The organism is Collinsella aerofaciens, from assembly GCF_040920445.1.
Lineage (GTDB): Bacteria > Actinomycetota > Coriobacteriia > Coriobacteriales > Coriobacteriaceae > Collinsella > Collinsella aerofaciens_BH.
Map to the genome: position 1 here is coordinate 1 of NZ_JBCOTQ010000014.1, position 19,281 is coordinate 19,281.

The following is a 19,281-nucleotide window of genomic DNA, read 5'->3' on the forward strand; positions in this document are numbered from 1 at the left end:
GCAGGCCCCGCCGACCGATTGCAAGCGGTCGGCGGGGCCATTGTGGCTCTTGACAGCGGATTGGGTCATATGAGCGAAAACCCGCCAGAGCGAGCAAGGTGCCTTCAAGAAAAATGGCGCCGCAGGTTGAGCATAAGTCAGCGAGCGGGTCGCATTTGTGACAAGGTGACGTGAAACGAAAGGGCGCTGACCTTTTGGTCGCGCCCTTGAAGTTGAACGTCAGATTGTCCAAATGCGGCCCGCGCAGCGTCGAGCCGTTACGCGGTTCGTAGAACCGCGTAACAAGTTAGTACATCTTTGCGCCGGCGGGGATGGAAGCGTCGAGCTGAATCAGGTTGAGGCGCTCCTCGCCCTCCTCCTCGTGGATGGCGCTGATCAGCATACCGCAGCTGGGAATACCCATCATCTTGCGCGGAGGCAGATTGGTGATGGCGAGCAAGGTCTTGCCGACCAGGTCCTCGGGCTCATAGTAGCCATGGATGCCGGAGAGGATGGTGCGGTCGGTGCCGGTGCCGTCGTCGAGCGTAAAGTTCAGCAGCTTCTTGGACTTCTTGACGGCCTCGCATGCCTTGACCTTCACAGCGCGGAAATCGCTCTTGGAGAAGGTATCAAAGTCGACGAATTCCTCGAACAGCGGCTCAACGGCGATCTTGGAGTAATCGAGCGTGGGCTTGAGCGGCTTAACGAACGGGCTTGCGGCGTTGCCGGCCTCGGCAGCCTTGGCAGCGGCGGCACCGGACTGGAAACCCTTCTCGGGCTTCATGTGCGGGAACAGCAGGACGTCGCGAATGGAAGCCTGGTTGGTGAGCAGCATGACCACGCGATCGATACCGATGCCGATGCCGCCCGCGGGAGGCATACCGTACTCGAGGGCGCGCACGTAGTCCTCGTCGTACTCCATAGCCTCGTCGTCGCCGCCGGCCTTCTCAGCCATCTGGGCAGCAAAGCGCTCGGCCTGGTCGACCGGGTCGTTGAGCTCGGAGAATGCGTTGGCGTACTCGTGGCCGGCGATGACCAGCTCAAAGCGGTGCGTCAGGCGCGGATCGTCCTCAAAACGCTTGGCAAGCGGGCTGACCTCGATGGGGTAATCGCATACGAAGGTCGGGTTGACGATGGTGTCCTCGCCCAGCTCATCGTAAATCTCGGCGATGATCTTGCCAGCAGTCCACTCGGGCTTAATCTCCAGGCCCTTCTCGCGTGCGGCGGCGGCAAGCTCCTCGACCGGCGTGTCGATGGTGACCTGCTTGCCGAGCACGTCCGAGACGATGTCGGTCATGGGACGGCTTGCCCACTCACCGGAAAGATCGATGGTCTGACCCTGGTACTCAATGACCTCGGGGTTGCCGATGGCCTTGTTGGCAGCCTTGATGACACCCTGGGCGAGTGCCTTCATGCCCTCGAGATCGGAGAAGGCACGATAGGCCTCCATCGTGGTGAACTCGGGGTTGTGGGTGAGGTCCATACCCTCGTTGCGGAAGATGCGGCCAATCTCGAAGACACGCTCAAAGCCACCGACGATGCAGCGCTTGAGGTGCAGCTCGGTAGCAATGCGCAGGTAGCACTCTTGATCGAGCGCGTTGAAGTGCGTGATGAACGGCTTAGCCGTAGCGCCACCCTGGATAGTCTGCAGAATGGGGGTCTCGACCTCCATGTAGCCGTCGGACTCCATAAAGCGGCGGAAGGTGGAGAGAATCTGCGAGCGCTTGCGGAAGGTCTCGCGAACATCGTCGTTGGCAATCAGGTCGACATAGCGCTGACGATAGCGGGTCTCCTTGTCGGAGAGGCCATGGAACTTCTCGGGCAGCGGGCGAACGGCCTTGGAGAGCAGCGTCGCGCTCTTGGGGGCGACGGAAAGCTGGCCACGCTTGGTGCGCACGACCACGCCGGTCACGCCCAGGATATCGCCCAAGTCGAGGGCCTTAAGCGTGCTCCAGGCCGCCTCGTCCATGTCGTTAATACGGCAGAACAGCTGAATCTCGGCGGTAGCGTCGCGCACGACGATAAACATGATCTTGCCCTGACCGCGCTTGGCGACCACGCGGCCGCCGATCTTCACGACGTCCTCAGTATCCTCGCCATCGGCAAGATCGGCATATTTGGCCTCAATGTCAACGACATAGTCCTCGATCTCGGAGTGCTCGGGATAGGGGTTCTGGCCCGCCTCGAACAGGGCGGCGCGCTTTGCCAGACGCGTGGCGCGCTCGTCGTTGAGCGTCGAGGCCTGATCGGCGACGTTCTGGTTCTCTGCCATAAGTTAGCTCCTCAAACTAAAACGCTCCCCAGGATTCGGTCCCAGGGAGCGAAAACATACCTTTACGCGGGACCGTGGTCTAGCGTGCGATCTTGGCGATGGTGTAGACGCGGGTCTTGCCAGAAGGCGTAACGACCTCAACGGAGTCGCCCTCGCCGTGACCGATGATGGCGTGGCCGACCGGAGACTCGTTAGAGATCTTGTGCTCGAGCGAGTTGGTCTCGGTGGTACCGACGAGTGTGACTTCCATGACCTCACCGTTGGGATCGATCAGAGAAACGGTGGAACCGATGGAGACGGTCAGATCGCCCGTGGTGGCAGCAACCTGAGCGTTGGCGAGGATGGCCTGAATCTCGGCAATGCGAGCAGCATTCTGGGCCTGCTTGTCCTTGGCGGCATCGTACTCGGAGTTCTCCGAAAGGTCGCCGAACGCGCGGGCTTCCTTGATGTCCTCGACGATCTCCTTGGCGTAATCGCCCTCACGCCAAGCGAGCTCCTCGACGAGCTTCTGGCGGCCCTCAGCGGTCAGTACGATCTGGCTTGCGTCCATACGGATATCTCCCCAACTATGATGTAACGATCAACTGTCAACAAAACGAAAAAGACCGGCTAGCCTGCGGGCAAGCCGGTCAGGTGCTCACCCCAAAGGGATGGGACTACTCTGCGTCCGCGTCGCTGTCCTCTGCCTGCTTTTTCTTGGCAGCAGCGAGCTTGGCCTCGAGCTCTGCGATCTCCTTGTCCTCCTTGGACTCCTCGACCACAACGTCCTCGGCCTGCTTGGTTTCGCCCTTATCGTCGCCCTCCATACCCTCGCGGATATTCTTGACGGTAGAGCCGAGAGACTTGCCGAGCTTCGGCAGGTTCTTAGGCCCGAAGATGATCAAGACAACGATGAGAATAATGATGAGCTCAGGAGCCCTCAGTCCAAACATGTAGACCTCCACAATACAGCGAGACAAGCTCGAATGAGTATACCGCGGGTGCCGCGGTATCACAACAATAGCTAAAAAAAGGGACCGCAAGAAGCGGTCCCTCCTCATGCTCTGGTCGGGTTGACTGGATTTGAACCAGCGACCCCTGCGTCCCGAACGCAGTGCTCTACCAAACTGAGCCACAACCCGTTAGCTCGACTATAGTAACAAAGATTTTCGCCGCGTGCTAGAGAAATTTTTATTTCTTTGGCGCGTCGATTTGAACCGTGTTGGGAATAAGCTCAGTCGTGCAGGCCCACCAGCCATTTTGCTGGGCAGCTCCCGCAAGATGGGCTGCTGCAGCGACGGTATCACAAATGGCAAACGAGCAGGCACCCGAACCGCACACGTCCACGGCAACGGTTCCCTCCTGTGCGCGCAGCCAGTCGAGAACCGCCTGGATCCGCGGCTCCATCTGCGCGGATATGACGCCCAGATTGTTATGAACGAGCGCATATGCCGCCTCGGCATCGCCGGCGCGTAAGACAGAAGCAATCGCATCGGGTTTTTCCGCGGGCACCGGGCTCTCATCAAATCGTCGATACGCTTCAACCGTTGAAACGCTCGTCTCGTGCGGTTTGACCAATACGACAGGTGTCGCCGGAAGCACAGGATACTCAGTGGCCAGCACATCTCCCCCGCCGACGTAGAGTGCGGGACTCGTGTGCAAAAAGAACGGCACGTCGGCGCCGATACCGCGAGCGATGTCATCGAGCGCGGGGTCGGCACGGTCGATACCCCACAGCTCGGCCAAGGCAACGATGACCGCAGCGGCATCCGTCGAGGGGCCTCCCAGGCCGGCGCACAGCGGGATACGCTTTTCGATCGTCACGCACACGTTGGCATCGCGACCGTAACGCTCGGCCATAGCGATTGCCGCCCGATAGGCCGTATTTTTTTGCATGGGAAAATCGGATGCCGGAACCGTCTGGACGGTCAACGCCTGCGCCGGCGTGACCGTCACGGCATCGGCTAGACCGACGGCTGCCATCAGGGAATCGACCCTGTGATAGCCGCGGTCATCGCGCTCGGTATGAACCCCCAGGTAGAGGTTAATCTTTGCCGGCGCGGAAAGAGTCAGGGACCGATCGGTCACCGTTAATGCTCCTCGAGCTGATTGCCGAGCGGGGTAAAGATATGCTCGCCGCTCTCGGGGTCGAACAGCTCGACCTGACCGGTGAGGACATCGATATACTGGTAGGACTGACGCGACTTGCGGCCGCGACGCTCGTCAACCTCGACGATAAAGACGGCGGGGTGGACGCTCTTGATGGTGCCCATGCGCTCGACAACGCGGGTGCGGCCCATGTTGGCCTTCACCTTGACGCGATCGCCCACCATATCGGTCAGCTTCTCGTGGATGTCGTCGACGTGATTGACTTCCATCTCTTCCATGAACAGGGCCTCCAGAAGGTGCAATTCAAAAAGGGGATAATACCCCTAAGATAGACAAAACTCTAATACTATAGCACCCTGTTGTGGCCATACGCAAGTAGCTAAAAAAGCCCCGTCCCAAATACTTACCAGACGACAACCTCGCATGACCAGTTGTTACGCGGTTTGGTAAAACCGCGTAACCTAAAGGTTGTCGGTGTCCAAGACGATGGTGAATGGGCCGTCGTTGACCAGGTCGACCTTCATGTCGGCGCCAAAGATACCGTGCGCCACATGCTCAACGTCCTCGTGCACAAGCGTCAGGAAGTACTCGTAGAGCTCGTTGGCAACATCGGGTGCGCCGGCATCCGTAAACGACGGACGGCGACCGTGGCGGCAGTCAGCGAACAGCGTGAACTGCGACACCACGAGCACCTCGCCGTCGACATCGGCAAGCGCCAAGTTGGTCTTGCCGTTCTCGTCCTCGTTGATACGCAGCCCGCGGAGCTTGCCCCACAGCTTGTCGGCCTCGGCACGCGTATCGCCATGGCCCACACCCAGCAGCACCAGGTAGCCGCGTCCAATGCGGCCCACGCACTCGCCGTCGACCGTCACGCCGGCGTTGAGCACGCGCTGCACCACCGCACGCACGGTCTACTCCTCGCCCGTCAGCTTGGCGGACAGATGCTCGAGCGCGTGGAAACGATGGCTGATGGCGTTCTTCTCGTCAGCCGTCAGCTCGGCCATGGTCTTGCCCGGCGTGTCGACCGGCAGGAACAGCGGGTCGTAGCCAAAGCCGTGATCGCCGCGGCCCTCGTGCGCGATAACGCCCTCGCAGGCGCCCTCGCCATAGGTAACCAGACCATCCGTGTCGATGAGCGCGACGACGCTCATAAAGCGCGCGGTGCGGTCCTCATCTGCCACGCCTTCCAGGTTAACGAGAAGCTTGGCGTTGTTGGCGGCATCGTCGCCGTGCACGCCCGCGTAGCGCGCGCTATACACACCGGGCTCACCGTCCAGCGCGTCGACGACCAAGCCCGAATCGTCGGCAATGGCCATAAGGCCCGTCTCCTCAACCGCGGCTTGGGCCTTGATGATGGCGTTCTCCAAAAACGTCGTGCCGTTTTCCTCGGGATCCTCAAAATCGCCCAGCTGGCCGAGCGCCACAAAGCGCACCTCGGGCATGACCTTGCCCAAAATGGCCTCGATCTCGGTGAGCTTATGGGCGTTGCCCGTTGCCACGACGATGGTCGCCGCCGGGTCGAGGGTGTCGATGTCAATCTTCTCAAGTGCCATGACTGGCCTCCTTGTCTCTATAACAAGCCGCGTGAGGGGCGTTTGGGCACTTGACCTCTCCCCTCTCAGGCGATCGGACCTTTCAACGCAGCATTTCAGCAGATAAAACCTACCAAAATAAACCTGTCCCTTTTTGGCAGGTTAGGCGATGGCTTGGCGCTGAAGCTCGATGAGCTCGGCGACACCCTTGTCACCCAGGTCAAGCAGGGCGTTGAGGCGTTTGCGGTCGAAGGGCGCCTGCTCGCCGGTGCCCTGGAGCTCGATCATCTCACCGGTATCGGTGGCGACGAGGTTCATGTCGACCTCGGCGTGGCTGTCCTCGGAATAATCCAAGTCGAGCAGGGTGTTGCCGTCGACAACGCCCATGGAGATGGCAGCCACCTGGCCGATAAGCGGGATGCGCTCGATCTTGCCCGCCTCGACCCACATGGCGAGGGCGTCGCGCAGCGCCACCCAGGCGCCGGTGATGCTCGCTGTACGCGTGCCGCCATCGGCCTGAATCACATCGCAGTCGACGGTGACGGTGTACTCGCCGAGCGCCTTCATGTTGACGACGGTACGCAGGCTGCGGCCAATGAGGCGCTCGATCTCCATGGAGCGGCCCTTGCGGTTGGCGTGCTCGCGCTTGCAGCGCTTGCCGGTCGACGCCGGCAGCATGGCGTATTCCGCGGTCACCCAGCCGGCCTTAGCTCCCTTTCGCCAGCCCGGCACGCCCTCCTCGATAGTGGCGGCGCACAGCACGCGTGTGTCGCCGAACTCGGCCAAACACGAGCCGTGGGCGTGCTTCTTGACGCCACGAGTGAGCTTAACGGGGCGCAACTCGTTGGCGGCGCGACCGTTGGCGCGGTTGACCTGCATGTACTCCATAGAAATTTCCTTTCGGCAAAAGATGTGGCGAAGGCTTTGGCGGCTGCCTTACATCTATTTCAGCTCATCGATATCGATATGTTCGATGCTCTTGAGCGGCTGACCAAAGATAAAGCTGCCCGCCACCGCAAACTCGGCAATGTTATCGGCCGTCGTGGCAAAACGATGCTGCGGCTCGGCGTCGTCGCCCGCCAGCTGCTCGCGGCGCGTGAGGATATCGGTCAGCTCGCGTGTGGTCTCCTCGGCGGAACTCACGACGCGCACCCCAGGCCCCAGCGCATGGCGGATAGGTCCCACCAACAGCGGGAAATGCGTACAGCCGAGCACCACGGTGTCGATACCGTGGTCGCGCAGCGGCTCAACCGTGGCACCCACCAGCGCACGCACGGCAGGCGTATCGAAGATGTCCTCGTTCTCAAGCCACTGTTCCTGCAGATGTGCACCCGAGGCGAGCTCGTGTTCGACAACCTCGACAAAGCTCGAGGCAGGACAGCCGTATACATCGACGCCGGCATCTAGATCCTGAATGGCGCGCGTGTAGGCGCCCGAGCGAATGGTGAGGTTGGTAGCGAGCACGCCCACGCGACGCGTACGCGTGCTGTTGATTGCTGCACGGGCACCCGGCGCGATCACGCCGATCACGGGAACGTCGAGCACCTGCTGGGCCAAACGCAAGGCCGCAGCGGTCGCCGTGTTGCAGGCGATGACCATAATCTTGACGTCGTGCTTCGAAAGCCAACGACCCGCCTGCAGCGCAAACGAGCGCACTTCATCCTCGGTGCGCGTGCCGTAGGGGCAGCGCTTGGTGTCGCCAAAGTAGTAGACGGACTCGTGCGGCAGCGCCGTCGCAATCGCGCGCGCAACCGTCAGACCGCCCAAACCAGAATCGAACACGCCAATCGGGCGCGTGTCGCCTGCCGGATTCTCGATATCGGACATTACCTCACCAGTCTCTCTCGAAAAGACATGTCCAAGTGCAGCGACGCCGCGCTACGAACGCGCCGCGACCAGCAGCTCTGCCGTCGCCGCCCAACCGTCGACAATTTTGCCGCGCGTAACGAAAGCGTTCTCGCAAGCAGCCAGGAACTCGGGCGCGCCGGCGCTCGTCAGGCCATTCTCGACCAGGCAGAACATGCCAACATGGTCGGCCATGTAGAAGTCGGACTCGGAGTCGCCGAGCGCAAGCGTCTCCTCGCGCTCGATCCCCAGGTGCTCGCAAAAGCGCGCAATGGCAACGCCTTTGTTGAGACCCGCCGGATTGATGTTGAAGGCGCGGCCGTCCTCGACGCGATTAAGCTCGAGCGTCGTCGGCTTGGACAGGTGAGTCAGATGGCCGTTGCAAGCCCAGACCAGACCGCAGCCGGCCTCGTCCAGGATGGCCTGGACCTCATCGTCGGGCACATCGCCGCGCATGCCGACGGTGACCTCACGGTACTTGTAGCCGGTCGACATGTCGTTGTGGTATTCGATCTTGTGCGGCCAGCGGGCAAGGATCTTCTCGCACACGCCGGTCTGCTCGATCACCTGGTGCGGCGTGAGACCGCAGGCGGGGTCGTAGGGCATGTCGCCCGTCAGGTACTCCCAGTCGTTGGCCTTGAGGTCGTACATGACCAGGCCGCCCATCTCGCCGATGTAGGAGTTGAGGCCGAGCACGCGGGCGTCCTCATGGATCATGGTGCGATTGCGACCCGAGGTGGGAACCACCTGGATGCCGGCACGGGCGAGCGCGACAACCGCCTCGACGAGCTTGGTCGAGGGATTGCCGTCGTTATCGCGCAGCACGCACGAGCCGGGGGCGAGCATCGTGGCGTCCAGATCGGTAAAGACATACTTGACCTTGGCAAGGCGCTCGCGCATCTCGCCCGAAAGCTCGGCAACGGTCGGCAGGATGTTGTGGGACATGGTCACTCCGTTTACATAGAAGGGGCTGGTCTAGGCGTCGTACGCCGCAAGGGTGCGCTTGAGAATCGAACCGTCGCGCTCACAAGGCTCGGGTCCGTTCTTGCGCAGCATACACTCTTCCTCGCCCTTACCGGTCACGATGACCACGGCAGGACGGACAGTTTCGCGCACGGCAGTCTCGATAGCGGCAACGCGATCAGTCACGATTTGCCAGTTATCATTTCCCTGCGCTTGAACGTTGCGCGCGATCTCGGCGCAGATGTCCTCGACATCCTCGGGGCCGGGGTCATCCTCGGTAATCACGATTCGGTCGGCATACTTGCCAGCGGCGATGCCCATCGTGGTGCGTCGATCGACACCCTTACCGCCCGTAGCGCCAAATACAACCGCCAGCTCGCGCTCGGGATAGTTCTCGCGCAAGTCGCGCAGGAGTGTCTCGAGGCTCATGCCGTTATGTGCAAAATCGACGATGCCCAGGATTTTGCCCGATACGGACGGATAGAGCTCCATACGACCGGGAACGAAGACGCCCTCAAAGCCATGGACGATACCCTCTTCGGAAATGCCCAGGGCCTCGGCGCAGGCAATAGCGGCAAGCGCGTTGGACACATTGAACTTAACCGGCGTGGGAATCACAATGTCACGCGTAAAACGGGGCGTGCGCACCGTTGCCACCACGCCGCAGTCGCCATTGCGAATCGCCAGCGCAAGCACGTCGGCACGCTCGTCGGTCAGGGAGAACGTCACCGTACGTTCGCAACGAGATGCCGCCTCGAGCACGCGATCGACCTTATCCATATCGAGATTGACCACGGCAAAACGGCTCTGCAAGAAGATTTTGAGCTTGCTGGCAAAGTAATCCTCGAGCGTCGGATGCTCAATCGGCGAAATGTGATCCTCGCCGATATTGGTAAAGGCGCCGACTTCAAAGTCAATCTTGCCCGTACGCTCGTATTTGAGGCCCTGACTCGATGCCTCCATAACCAGCCACGGGGCACCCGCCTCCGCAGCATGCGCGATGCGAGACTGCAGCAGGAAGGATTCGGGGGTCGTCAGCTTGGAAGGGCCCGTCTCGATGCCGTCGTCGAACTCAATGCCCGTATTAAGAGCGGGTCGATGACAGCCCGTAAGCTTGGCCTCGTTGGCGAGGATGCCGCGCAGATAAAAGCTGCAGGTCGACTTGCCCTTGGTGCCTGTAAAGGCGCAGACCTTCACCTTACCCGACGGGTGCCCATAAAAGGCATCTGCCACCACGGCGAGCGTGCGACGAATATCGCTCACAATCACCGCGGGAAGATCAACATCGTAATCGACCTCGGAAACGTAGGCCACGGCGCCATCGGCGATTGCCGAAAGCAGGTACTCGCGCTTAAACGCACGGCCCTTGCAGACAAACAACGTGCCCGGACGCACCTGGCGCGAGTCATCAGTCGCAAACTCAATGCGCTGGTCGCACGAAGCGCTCGGTCTGGAAACAACAAGGTCATCTTCCTCGAGCAACTCTATATAGCGCATCAGAGTTAGCTTCTCTTGTGTCGGACTCGACATACAAAGACCTCTCTCGCTAAATTCAGCCTTAAAGGGCAGAAGACGTCCCGCGGCAGAAACGATGAAACATTCTGTATTATCAACCATCCTAATATGCCACCTGACCTTACGCGCATCACAGCCTTCTAAAAAATTGCATGGACTGTGCCGTGGTCTAATAAATGGCAACGGTGTTCACCCCGTGTAAAAACAAGGAAATCTGGGTGCTGTTCTTTAACATAGCGTTCGCAACCACGGCCCGCCGCTTCGTCTGAAGATCGGGACGTGGTTTTTTCGGTTCGCTCGGCGCTTATGCCCTATCACGAAACAAAAGATTGGCATGATAGTAAAGATTATTTGACATCAGCTGCCACAATCCTTGCGGCAGTACACCTGAGCCGTCAGCAGAAAGGATCTTGCATGTGCGGTTTTGTCGGTTTTACCGGTACAGATGAACAGAGTGAGCTGGTTCTCACGGCCATGATGAATCGCATCATCCACCGTGGTCCCGATATGGGCGGCCAGCATATCGTCGACAACGTTGCCCTTGGCTTCCGTCGTCTTTCGATTCTCGATCTTTCCGAAGCTGGAGCCCAGCCCATGTCGAGCGACGACGGCAAGGTCACGATTGTCTTCAACGGAGAGATCTACAACTTCCAGGAGCTTCGCGCCGAGCTGGAGGCGGCCGGCTACGCCTTCCACTGCAACGCTGATACCGAAGTCCTGGTACACGGTTACGAGGAGTGGGGCGAGGACCTGGTCAACCGTCTGCGCGGCATGTACGCGTTCGTGATTCACGACCAGAACAAGAACAAACTCTTTGGTGCTCGTGACATCTTTGGTATCAAGCCGTTCTATTACTACCAGGCATCCGATGGCTCGCTGCTGTTTGGCTCCGAGATCAAGAGCTTCCTGGACCATCCCAAGTTTGAGAAGGCTGTCAACCACGACGCGCTGCGCCCCTACCTGACGCTGCAATTCCCCGCCACGGAGGAGACCTTCTTTAAGGGCGTGTTCAAGCTTGCCCCGGCGCATTGCTTTACGTATGACCTGACGACCAACACCATGGACATCAAGCGTTACTGGAGCTGTGACTTCACCGACGACAACTCCAAGACCTTCGAGGAGTACGTGGACGAGTGCGACAAGGTCGTGCACGAAAGCGTCGCTGCGCACCGAATCGCCGATGTTAAGGTGGGCTCGTTCCTTTCTGGCGGTGTGGACTCCAGCTACATTGCCGCCTGTCTCATGCCCGACACCACGTATTCTGTCGGCTTCGATTACAAGAACTTCAACGAGACCAACTACGCCGCCGAGCTTTCCGACAAGCTGGGCATCAAGAACGTGCGCAAGATGATTACCGCCGACGAGTTCTTTGATGCACTGCCCGATATCCAGTACCACATGGACGAGCCGCAATCGAACCTGTCCAGCGTGCCGCTGTACTATCTGGCGCAGATGGCTTCCAAGGAGGTCACCGTCGTCCTTTCGGGCGAGGGTGCCGACGAGCTGTTTGCCGGCTATGAGTGGTACGAGGACACCCCCGAGATGCGTACCTTTAAGAAACGCGTGCCGCTCGGCGTACGTCACGCCCTGGGCTCACTCGTTCAGCATCTCCCCTACTTTAAGGGACACAACTTCCTGACGAAATGCGCCGAGGTTCCCGAGCGCTGGTATGTGGGTCAGGCAAAGGTGTTCGATCCCTCCGAAGTCGACGAGGTGCTCAAGCCCGCTTATAACACCGGCAAGAACGCCGCCGAGATGTGCGCCGAGTACTACAAGCAGGTTCCCGACTGCTGCGAGCTTTCCAAGAAACAGTATCTGGATATGAACATGTGGCTGCCGGGTGACATTCTGCTCAAGGCCGACAAGATGTGCATGGCGCATTCTCTGGAGCTCCGCGTTCCGTTCCTGGACAAGAAGGTCATGGAGTTTGCCGAGCACATTCCCGCCAACTACCGTGTTAACGAAGAAGGCTGCAAGCTCGTTCTGCGTCACGCTGCCAACCGCACGCTGCCCGACGAGTGGGCAACGCGCAAGAAGGTGGGCTTCCCCGTACCGGTCAAGTTCTGGCTGCGCGAGCAAAAGTATTACGACTACGTAAAGGAATACTTCACCGCGCCGTGGGCTGCTGATTTCTTTGACACCGATGCGCTCATGAAACTGCTCGACGATCACTTTAAGGGTCGCGCGCTCAACCAGCGCAAGATCTATACCACGCTGACGTTCCTCATTTGGTACAAGCGCTTCTTTATCGACGAGGACAAGGGCGCTAAAGTCGCCGCTTAGTTTTCGTTATGAATTAGCGGTGAACCACGCAGGGTTTCCGCTATACTCAATCTCTGCGGGCGATTGGCGCAACGGTTAGCGCAGGTGCTTTACACGCACAAGGCTGGGGGTTCGAATCCCTCATCGCCCACCACTGATTTGTTAGGCTCCCAGCTATGGGGGCCTTTCTTTTTTGGGCCCATCGCAGAGGGATTCGAACCCGACAGGGTGCGGAGCTGAGGAAACGCGAAGCGTTTTCCAGCGCAGCACGCGAGGAGCGGAGCGACGAAGCGGGACGCGGGCGGCGCCAGCCGCACGCGGACATCCCTCATCGCCCACCATTGAATTGTTAGGCCTCCAGCGATGGAGGCCTTTCCTTTTTCAGGCCCAGCGCATGGGATTCGAACCCGCCAGCACGTCTGTCACAAAGGCCGTGGTCAAAAAATGGCAAAAATGAGTACTGCTACTTTGTTTGCAACATATAAATAGACAGTATTTGCTTAAGTTACGCAACATATGTCCATTATAAGTACTAACAGTTGGCTCAAAATCGTGCTTTCATCGCCATTTCGACTTGCTATCTGGCCTTATTAGTCCAAAATTGCTGCTACCAAATCGGTAACAGTACTCATATTTGATGTTTTTTGACCAGCAGGTCTCCCTGCCTTAGCAAATCTAAGGCAAAACGGGCTCCAGACCGCTGAATCATGCCGCATAGGACACGCCCACAGTCCGGAACCCGGTCCAAATTGAGTTATTGCGCTGCGTTAGCCCAAGACACCCGACAGGATCTCGATCAGGCTGTCCACGTCGGCCTCCTCGCAGACGAGCGGCGGCAAGAAACGCAGCGTATGGGCACCTGTAGCGTTGATCACGGCACCGGCGGCCAGCGCGCGGGCAACAACATCATGTGCGTCGCCCGCGGCATCATCCAAATCACAGCCGAGCATCAAGCCGCGGCCACGTACCTCGGTCACGTGCGGCAGCTTGGCGAGCTTTGCCTCCATATAGGCGCCCACCTTGGCAGCATGCTCGGCATAATCGCCACGCACAAGCGCGGAGAGCGTCGCGGCACACGCCGCGATGGCCAAGCAGCTACCGCCAAAGGTCGAGCCGTGGTCGCCCGGCTTAAACACGTCGGCAATCTCCTTCTTTGCCATGACGGCACCCATGGGCACGCCATCGGCAATGCCCTTGGCAAGGCTCATGATGTCGGGCTCCACGCCATAGGTTTGGAATGCAAACGGCTTGCCGGAGCGGAAGATGCCGCACTGGACCTCGTCGGCGATAAGCACGGCACCCACTTCGTGCGCCAAGTCGCGCGCCGTAGCCATAAACTCCTCGGTCATGGGGTGCACGCCACTCTCACCTTGGATCGGCTCGAGCATCACGGCGCAAATTTCACTGCCCAGCTGCTTAAAGATCGCACGCAGTTCATCGACATCGTTGGGCGTGCAGGCCACAAAGCCACCCGGCAGTGGGCGGAAGCTGTCCTGCAGCCAATCCTGCATGGTGGCGGCAATGGTCTCGAGCGTACGGCCGTGGAACCCGCCGCGCATGCACACGATGGTGTTGCCGCCATTACCGGCACGCTTGGCGTACAGGCGCGCGAGCTTCATCGAGCCCTCGTTGGCCTCGGCGCCAGAGTTGGCAAAGAAGGTCTCCCAAACCTGCTCATCCGCAGCCGGGGCACCAAGAGCAGCTGCCGTGGTCTCATCGCCGGCGACAATGGCATCGGCAAGCACGCGCGCACCATCTACGTCGTCGTTAGCAAGCTTGGACAGCAGCGCCGCGACCTGTCCGCGCTGCTCGATGTAAAAGTAATTGGAGACATGCATGAGCTTTTTGGTCTGTGCCTCGAGCGCCGAGAGCACAGCCGGGTTGCCATGACCTAGGCTGCACACGCCGATGCCGGCAAGAAAGTCGAGGTACTCACGGCCATCGTCGCCGGTGAGCTTCATGCCGTGACCCTCGACAAACTCGACCGGAGAGCGGCCAAAGGTATGCATAACGTAATGGGATTCAAGCGATTGCTGAGCTGCAAGTGACATGGGATGCCTTTCGTTGGGCGCCAGACGGCGCGGGGCTATGGGTGCAGGAATGGGGCGGCTGCGGGTCAGCTAGACCGTCTGAAGCTTCTCGACCTCGTCAAGGTTCTCGGTCAGACGCGCAGCAAACGTCGAAAGCGGATGCGGATGCGTATCGAACTCGTAAGCCGTCTCGGTGGAATGAATCACGGTGCCGACGCCGGCATCGGTCAGCAGCTCCAGCAGCAGCGAGTGCGGCGTAGTACCGTTAATGATGTGGGCACGAAATACGCCGCCGGTAATCGCATCGACGGCCGCGCGCAGCTTGGGAATCATGCCCTTATCGACCTCGCCGCCGTAGAGCATTTCGTTAACCTCGTCGAGCGTTAGGTTGGAGATAAGCGAGTCCTTGTCGCTAAAGTCCTTGTACAGACCATCGACATCGGTCAAAAAGATCGCCTTATGCGCGTGGAGCGCCGCGGCAACGGCACCGGCGGCGGTGTCGGCGTTGATGTTGAAGAAACCGCCGTCCTCCCCCGCCGCGACGGTAGCGATGACGGGGATGTACTCGCTATCGAGTAAGCGCTCGATATAGTCGGTGTTGACGTGCGTCACTTTGCCCACGCGACCGAGCTCGGGGTCGAGCGGCTCGGCGATGAGCGTGCCGGCATCGCTGCCCGACACGCCCACGGCCAGGTTGCCGTGGTGGTTGATGGCAGCAACCAGCTCTTGGTTGACCTTGCCGCCCAGCACCTCGCGCACGATATCCATAGTCGCCGGCGTGGTCACGCGCTGGCCGTTCTTAAACTCGACGGGAATATCGTAATGGCTCAGCGCCTCGTTGATAGCCTTGCCGCCGCCATGCACGATGACGGGGCGCATACCGATGATCTTGAGCAAAACGATGTCGCTCATCACGTCGCGGCGCAGCTGCTCATCAACCATGGCGGCTCCGCCATATTTGATAACAACCGTCTTGCCGGTCAGGTTCTTAATCCACGGCAGCGCTTCGAACAGCAGCTGCGCGGTTGCTTCGTTGGATTCGCTCGAACGACAATCGCGTGCGAATTTCATAATCTGCCTCGTCTTTCGTATCGTTATCGCGCCGTACTCCGCCGTCCGCAATCGCGGCAAGATGCGCAGCATGCCTGGAATCTAGGAACGGTAGTCGCCGTTGATGGAGATGTACTCATGCGTGAGGTCGCAGGTCCACACGGTCGTTGCCGCGTCGCCTGCGCCCAGGTCGGCCGAGATCACGATCTCGGGCGCCTCGAAACGTCGTAGAGCCTCGTCCTCATCAAAGGGAACAGTCAGACCGTCGCGACAGACAGGCATGCCCATCATGTCGATGGAAACGTCTTCCTGATTAAACTTCACGCCGCACTTGCCAAGCGCCATAGCAACACGGCCCCAGTTGCAGTCGTGGCCGGCGATGCAGGTCTTAACGAGCGGCGAGTTGGCAACGGCACGGGCGGCGATATCGGCCTCCTCGTCGTTCACGGCGCCGGTAACGTTGACCGTAACAAGCTTGGATGCGCCCTCACCATCGGCGGCGATATTGCGCGCCAGGCTCTCGCACACCTCGTGCACGGCAAATGCCAACTCGTCGAAGGCATCGGAGCCCTCGACGATAGGCTCGGCATCTGCGGCAGCGGCGCCGGAGGCAAGCATGATGCAGGTGTCGTTGGTCGAGGTGTCGGAATCGACCGTTACCTTGTTAAAGGTCTGCTTGACGGTCGAGAGCAGCAGGGCATGAAGTGCCACAGGCTCGACGGGGGCATCGGTGGTGATAACTGCGATCATGGTGGCCATATTGGGCATGATCATGCCCGAGCCCTTGCACATTCCGCCTACCATATAGACATTGCCCGCATGACCCGCAGCCTCGCTGACATAGGACACGGCGTACTCCTTGGAGTGCGTGTCAGTCGTCATGATGGCGCGAGCGGCATCGGCGCCACCGTGAGCGGAGAGCGCCTCGTAGGCAGCAGGAATGGCGGTCTCAAACGTGTCGATCGGCAGAATCTGGCCAATCACGCCCGTGGAGGCAACCAGAATCTGCTGGGGCTCGCAGCCGATGACCTGCGATGCGATGCTGCACGTCTCGCGCGCGCATGCAAGGCCGGTCTCACCCGTGGCGGCGTTGGCATTGCCAGAGTTGACCGAAACGCCGGCGATGATACCGTAACCCTTGTCGGCACCGCCCAGGTTGGCACGGCTCACTTGCACGGGCGCCGCGCAAAAGCGATTGGTGGTAAACACGCCGGCACCGGGACAGGGTTTATCGGGCACGACGAGCGCGTAATCCAGACGCTCGGGGTTCTTGCGGAACCCAGCGTGGATGCCTGCAGCCTTAAAACCAGCCGCAGCCGTAACGCCACCCTCGACAGCGCGAATCTTGATATCAAACAGCTCGGTATTCATCGTCTTCATGACTCCTTATGTCAAACAAAAAACGGACATCGGTTGGTGCGCCATGCCAGTCCTGATCATGAGACCAGCTTAGGAGTGGCGCCCCACTCGATGCCCGACTACCAAATCGTTAACAATCGAATGTGCTACACCGGGCACGCCACTGTGGGCAAGCCTCGTCGCTCGTCAAAGCCAAAGACGATATTGGCGCACTGGACTGCTTGGCCCGCAGCGCCCTTGCACAGATTGTCGATGGCGCCCGTCGCCACCAGCACGCCCGCGCGCTTGTTGAGCGCGAGGCCAATCTGGGCGGCGTTGGTGCCGACGACCGAAGCCGTCTTGGGCTGCTGGCCGGCATCGAGTACGCGCACGAAGGTGCGACCAGCGTAGAACTGCTTGTAATAGTCGACAACGTCCTCAAGGGTCAAGGTATCGATAGCCTGCGGCGTAAGCGGCATCGTCACCGTGGAGAGCAGGCCGCGCTTGAGCGGTGCCAGATGCGGGGTAAAGACGACACGATCGGTCAGGCCAAGGATTTGCTCAATCTCGGGCGTATGACGATGCTTGCCTACGCCGTAGGCCTCCAGGTTTTCGTCCGCGCTGCAAAAATGCGTACGAGCGTTGCAGGACTTGCCGGCACCCGTCACACCGCTGATGGCATCAACGATCACGGGGCCGCTCTGGGCAACCCAGCCAGCGCGCACGGCGGGAGCGGCAGCAAGGCTCGTTGCGGTGGGATAGCAGCCGGCGCAGGCGACCAGCACGGACTTGCCGTCAGCATAATCGGATGCGGCGGTCTCTAAGTCCTGGCAGAACAGCTCGGGCAGGCCGAAAGCGCGGGTCTTGAGCAACTCGGGGCTCGTGTGCTCGGCGGCATACCATGCCTCAAAGACAGACGCGTCGCTCAGACGGTAATCGGCCGAAAGATCAAAGCAGGAGACGCCAGATGCAAGCAGTGCGGGCACCTGTGCCATGGCAGCCGTGTGCGGCACGGCCAAGAAGACGGCGTCGCAGGATTTAAGCTCGGGGGCGTCATGCGTGGTGAAAACCAGATCGCTCACGCCAGCAAAGCTCGGATACACCGCGGACAGCGGCTGGCCGGCATCGGCGTTGGACGTAATGGCAACAAGTTCAAACTCGGGATGGCCGAGCACGAGGCGAATGAGCTCGGCTCCGGCATATCCAGCCGCGCCGACGATTCCAACCTTCAAAGACATATCAGACTCCTTGTCTGCGATTTATGCACCGATGCGCATTTCTCAGCGGTCGTTATGAGGTGAGTTGAAACTTTAGCACCAAAAGATGCATGAACACGTAAATGGCTTGTATATTCATGCATTGAAACATTCCCGACACATTCGCTTGAAGGAATTGACAAATGGAGCGGGCCCCGTATTGCCCGGCGCTCCTAACGGCGCCGGACAATACGGGGCCCGCCCATGCGAAAACCAAGTTGTTAGGATGAGCCAGCTGGCTAGAGCTCGACCGGCACCCATTCGTCGTGATTGCAGATAAAAGCCTCGGGATCCTCGACGCTAAAGAAGACGAGCGTAGGGTCGTTAGGCCCCTCATAGTGCTCGCTCAAGCGCTCAAGATGTTTCCATCCGGCCTCGCGCATTTCGCTCGAAGCCCGGTCTTCCAGCCCCGCACGCCCGCGCAAGATGAGCCAGCCATGGCCCGGCCACCAACTCGTGGCCTCAAAGCGCTGGTTTTGCAGCAGCTCTTGCCACACATCTTTGGTGCGCGCTGTTACAAACCACAGCTTGCCATCCTGGATCTGCGCAAACGAAAACGGACGCACATGAGGCTGTCCGTCAACGCTCGTCGCCAAATACCATGCCGGCACCGACGTCAGATACTCCAACACCATATTCAATCCGTCCATGTGTCCTCCTGTACCAGCTAGTTTGTGAGCCTGGTTGTGCGAGCTAGAGCTCCAGGCGCTCCTCGCTGCCGTCGATATCACAGAAGCGCGCGGCAATGTTGCGGACCGAAAAGAAAGCAAGGCGGCCGTCGTTGGCACTCTCGTGTTCCTCGCCAATGCCCACCATGTGCTTAAAACCCGCTTGACGCACCTTGTCGCTCGCAACTGCGTCGTCCTCAAGTGCGGCTTCGCCGGTCAATACGATCCAACATTCCCCCGGCTTCCAGCCCGAGAGCTCAAACTTGGGATTCGCGCTCAGCTCCGCCCACACATCTTTGTCGCGCGACGTACAAAACCACAGTTTACCGTCATCGACCATAGCAAACGAAAACGGCCTCACGCGAGGCTGATGCCCGTCGGCTACATCGGTTGTGGCCAGATACCACGCCGGAATGCGCCTGAGATACGAACAGGCGCGCTCAAGCTGAGCCGTGCGGTCGTTGTCGGTCATAGGGACCCCTT

General features: G+C 59.8%; 18 protein-coding genes and 2 tRNA genes. 2 read left to right on the plus strand and 18 right to left on the minus strand.

The genetic code is table 11. The annotated features are described in order from the left end of the window. Nucleotides 1–286: 286 nt before the first annotated feature. The 12 genes from lysS to AB5405_RS03630 all read right to left on the minus strand — a co-directional run bounded on the left by lysS (nucleotide 287) and on the right by AB5405_RS03630 (nucleotide 10,176). The gene (gene lysS / locus AB5405_RS03575) at nucleotides 287–2,251 is read right to left on the minus strand and encodes a lysine--tRNA ligase (protein WP_346978581.1); all 1,965 of its coding nucleotides are present in this window, start codon (nucleotides 2,249–2,251) and stop codon (nucleotides 287–289) included. Between the two features lie 79 nt (nucleotides 2,252–2,330). After that, nucleotides 2,331–2,801 carry a transcription elongation factor GreA gene (gene greA / locus AB5405_RS03580; RefSeq protein ID WP_006234960.1) on the minus strand — a complete coding sequence of 157 codons (471 nt, stop codon included), beginning with the start codon at nucleotides 2,799–2,801 and terminating at the stop codon, nucleotides 2,331–2,333. 106 nt (nucleotides 2,802–2,907) lie between these two features. Continuing rightward, the gene (gene tatA / locus AB5405_RS03585; protein ID WP_195624928.1) at nucleotides 2,908–3,183 is read right to left on the minus strand and encodes a twin-arginine translocase TatA/TatE family subunit; all 276 of its coding nucleotides are present in this window, start codon (nucleotides 3,181–3,183) and stop codon (nucleotides 2,908–2,910) included. 112 nt (nucleotides 3,184–3,295) lie between these two features. Further along, nucleotides 3,296–3,372, minus strand: a tRNA-Pro gene (locus AB5405_RS03590). Nucleotides 3,373–3,421: 49 nt separating this feature from the next. Then, nucleotides 3,422–4,318, minus strand: coding sequence for a 4-(cytidine 5'-diphospho)-2-C-methyl-D-erythritol kinase (gene ispE / locus AB5405_RS03595; protein ID WP_368137624.1), 897 nt, complete (start codon nucleotides 4,316–4,318; stop codon nucleotides 3,422–3,424). 2 nt (nucleotides 4,319–4,320) lie between these two features. After that, complete coding sequence (locus AB5405_RS03600; protein WP_006234957.1) at nucleotides 4,321–4,617, minus strand: Veg family protein; 297 nt, start codon at nucleotides 4,615–4,617, stop codon at nucleotides 4,321–4,323. A 183-nt stretch (nucleotides 4,618–4,800) separates the two neighbouring features. Continuing rightward, on the minus strand, nucleotides 4,801–5,247 hold the full coding sequence (dtd, locus tag AB5405_RS03605; RefSeq protein ID WP_148331907.1) for a D-aminoacyl-tRNA deacylase: 447 nt from the start codon (nucleotides 5,245–5,247) through the stop codon (nucleotides 4,801–4,803). 3 nt (nucleotides 5,248–5,250) lie between these two features. Beyond that, a complete protein-coding gene (gene rdgB / locus AB5405_RS03610) occupies nucleotides 5,251–5,892 on the minus strand; it encodes an RdgB/HAM1 family non-canonical purine NTP pyrophosphatase (RefSeq protein ID WP_022094898.1) in 642 nt (213 codons plus the stop codon). Nucleotides 5,893–6,033: 141 nt separating this feature from the next. Next, nucleotides 6,034–6,759 (minus strand): ribonuclease PH, encoded by a 726-nt coding sequence (gene rph, locus AB5405_RS03615; RefSeq protein WP_368137625.1) that lies wholly within the window; start codon nucleotides 6,757–6,759, stop codon nucleotides 6,034–6,036. 54 nt (nucleotides 6,760–6,813) lie between these two features. Beyond that, complete coding sequence (gene murI / locus AB5405_RS03620) at nucleotides 6,814–7,698, minus strand: glutamate racemase (RefSeq protein WP_368137626.1); 885 nt, start codon at nucleotides 7,696–7,698, stop codon at nucleotides 6,814–6,816. Nucleotides 7,699–7,749: 51 nt separating this feature from the next. Beyond that, nucleotides 7,750–8,661 carry an HAD family hydrolase gene (locus tag AB5405_RS03625; RefSeq protein WP_368137627.1) on the minus strand — a complete coding sequence of 304 codons (912 nt, stop codon included), beginning with the start codon at nucleotides 8,659–8,661 and terminating at the stop codon, nucleotides 7,750–7,752. A 30-nt stretch (nucleotides 8,662–8,691) separates the two neighbouring features. Beyond that, nucleotides 8,692–10,176: a Mur ligase family protein gene (locus AB5405_RS03630; RefSeq protein WP_346978583.1), complete on the minus strand. Its 1,485-nt coding sequence runs from the start codon at nucleotides 10,174–10,176 to the stop codon at nucleotides 8,692–8,694. A 432-nt stretch (nucleotides 10,177–10,608) separates the two neighbouring features. Between AB5405_RS03630 and asnB the strand changes: the two genes are divergently transcribed. Then, nucleotides 10,609–12,477 (plus strand): asparagine synthase (glutamine-hydrolyzing), encoded by a 1,869-nt coding sequence (gene asnB, locus AB5405_RS03635; RefSeq protein WP_118081041.1) that lies wholly within the window; start codon nucleotides 10,609–10,611, stop codon nucleotides 12,475–12,477. Nucleotides 12,478–12,534: 57 nt separating this feature from the next. Next, a tRNA-Val gene (locus AB5405_RS03640) sits at nucleotides 12,535–12,610 on the plus strand. A 613-nt stretch (nucleotides 12,611–13,223) separates the two neighbouring features. Here AB5405_RS03640 and AB5405_RS03645 read toward each other — a convergent pair. The 6 genes from AB5405_RS03645 to AB5405_RS03670 all read right to left on the minus strand — a co-directional run bounded on the left by AB5405_RS03645 (nucleotide 13,224) and on the right by AB5405_RS03670 (nucleotide 19,270). Further along, nucleotides 13,224–14,507 carry an aminotransferase class III-fold pyridoxal phosphate-dependent enzyme gene (locus AB5405_RS03645; RefSeq protein ID WP_368137628.1) on the minus strand — a complete coding sequence of 428 codons (1,284 nt, stop codon included), beginning with the start codon at nucleotides 14,505–14,507 and terminating at the stop codon, nucleotides 13,224–13,226. 69 nt (nucleotides 14,508–14,576) lie between these two features. Continuing rightward, nucleotides 14,577–15,557: an acetylglutamate kinase gene (argB, locus tag AB5405_RS03650; RefSeq protein WP_195920141.1), complete on the minus strand. Its 981-nt coding sequence runs from the start codon at nucleotides 15,555–15,557 to the stop codon at nucleotides 14,577–14,579. A gap of 81 nt (nucleotides 15,558–15,638) precedes the next feature. Further along, complete coding sequence (gene argJ / locus AB5405_RS03655; protein WP_368137629.1) at nucleotides 15,639–16,916, minus strand: bifunctional glutamate N-acetyltransferase/amino-acid acetyltransferase ArgJ; 1,278 nt, start codon at nucleotides 16,914–16,916, stop codon at nucleotides 15,639–15,641. A gap of 125 nt (nucleotides 16,917–17,041) precedes the next feature. Further along, on the minus strand, nucleotides 17,042–18,112 hold the full coding sequence (gene argC, locus AB5405_RS03660; protein WP_368137630.1) for an N-acetyl-gamma-glutamyl-phosphate reductase: 1,071 nt from the start codon (nucleotides 18,110–18,112) through the stop codon (nucleotides 17,042–17,044). 257 nt (nucleotides 18,113–18,369) lie between these two features. Continuing rightward, nucleotides 18,370–18,780, minus strand: a complete 411-nt coding sequence (locus AB5405_RS03665) for a pyridoxamine 5'-phosphate oxidase family protein (protein ID WP_368137631.1) — start codon at nucleotides 18,778–18,780, stop codon at nucleotides 18,370–18,372. A gap of 43 nt (nucleotides 18,781–18,823) precedes the next feature. Continuing rightward, the gene (locus AB5405_RS03670) at nucleotides 18,824–19,270 is read right to left on the minus strand and encodes a pyridoxamine 5'-phosphate oxidase family protein (protein WP_117648255.1); all 447 of its coding nucleotides are present in this window, start codon (nucleotides 19,268–19,270) and stop codon (nucleotides 18,824–18,826) included. Nucleotides 19,271–19,281: the final 11 nt, after the last annotated feature.